The organism is Streptococcus australis, assembly GCF_019930045.1.
Classification (GTDB): Bacteria; Bacillota; Bacilli; order Lactobacillales; family Streptococcaceae; genus Streptococcus; species Streptococcus australis_D.
Genome location: NZ_JAHZQQ010000110.1, coordinates 1 through 1,425 on the forward strand (window position 1 = coordinate 1; position 1,425 = coordinate 1,425).

Consider the following 1,425-nt stretch of genomic DNA (forward strand, 5'->3'; position numbering starts at 1 on the left):
TTCTAGTAAATGTGTTGCAACTCTACTATACAGGATTTATTCCTTTTTGTGTTTACACAACTTATTGTACACTACCCCTTGCTTTCTCAATTCATATATTTTAACTATATCCTCATACATAATAAAAGCACCCCAAAAGTTAGATTTTTTCTGTCTAACTTTTGGGGTGCAGTTCAGAGTAGTCGATTTCTATCTATTTCCTTTATTTTTAACTTGAAATTTTCTAGCTTTTTTAAAACTTCCATTATTCTGTCTCGTAGATATATTTTTAGACCGCTGATCAACTTTATGTTCTTTTTTAAAATTATTCTGCATAACTTTCTGGTTCATTTTCTATTCCCTCACTTTCCTTAAATGGATTGTTAATAAATAACAAATAAAATCCTACTAATACCGTAAATATATTTATCGTTATTCCTAGAATATGTATATCCGAATAAAATTGAGGAACTATTAAGAATACAATTGAAAATAAAGCATATAAGCTTGAATTAGTAGAGTAGATTAACCCCATATTTTCATAGTTATATTCAGAATAAATCATTTTTTCAAACATATTACCAGATATACCAATAATTATAAAGGATAATCCAAATAGCAAAAGCTTAATCAATGGAATTGGTATTACAAATACTAAGAATAAAGAGAAGCCCGATACAATATAATCAATAAAGAAAAACTTTTTATATGATATTTTTATCCTAGGTGCCACAAAAGCACCTGTCAAATCTGCTAATCGTTGTACTGCCAATACCAACCCAAGATACTGAATGGGAATTCCTTCCGATACAAGATATAAGGGGGCTAAAGTTAAAAGTAGATCTGTTCCACCACTTAAAATTGACTCTGTAATTACAATAAAAGACGCAAATTTTGATTCTCGAAAAGCAGAAATTGTGTCCAAGAGTTGAAAAGTTGATTCACTTTCGCTTTCTATATTTTCAGACATACCATCTGACTTTTTTTTATCAGGTATATCTAACCTGATTTTCAACATAAAGTATATCGCAGCTACAAAAAATGGAATACTCATATTGAAAACAACAAAATAGGATAACACTCCTAACAGTAACGAGGCAAACAGGTTACTAATAATGTCTAACACATTTGAAGCCATATACTGAACATCTATAGATTTGTTTATCGTTTCTTCATCATTTTCTAATGTTTCTGGAACAATCTTCATTTGTAATGTGTTGAGTAGATTTGTTGATAAACTAAACAAAAAATTAAAAATATAAAGATAGAATACTTCAAAGCGATATCTTAAGCATAGAATAGTAATGAAAATTATAAAAAGTTGAAGAACTTGAAAAGTTACTAGCCAGACTTTATCTCTTTGGATTTTATTTGATAAATTGCAAGAATAAGTGCAACATTTACTTGAACTCATCCTCTAGAGCTTCACAAGCAGTTCTGTAAGCT

General features: G+C 29.1%; 1 protein-coding gene. It reads right to left on the minus strand.

The window, feature by feature from the left end:
* Positions 1 to 304: 304 nt before the first annotated feature.
* Positions 305 to 1,186 (minus strand): MFS transporter, encoded by an 882-nt coding sequence (locus tag K1J10_RS10480; RefSeq protein ID WP_223357325.1) that lies wholly within the window; start codon positions 1,184 to 1,186, stop codon positions 305 to 307.
* Between the last annotated feature and the right edge of the window lie 239 nt (positions 1,187 to 1,425).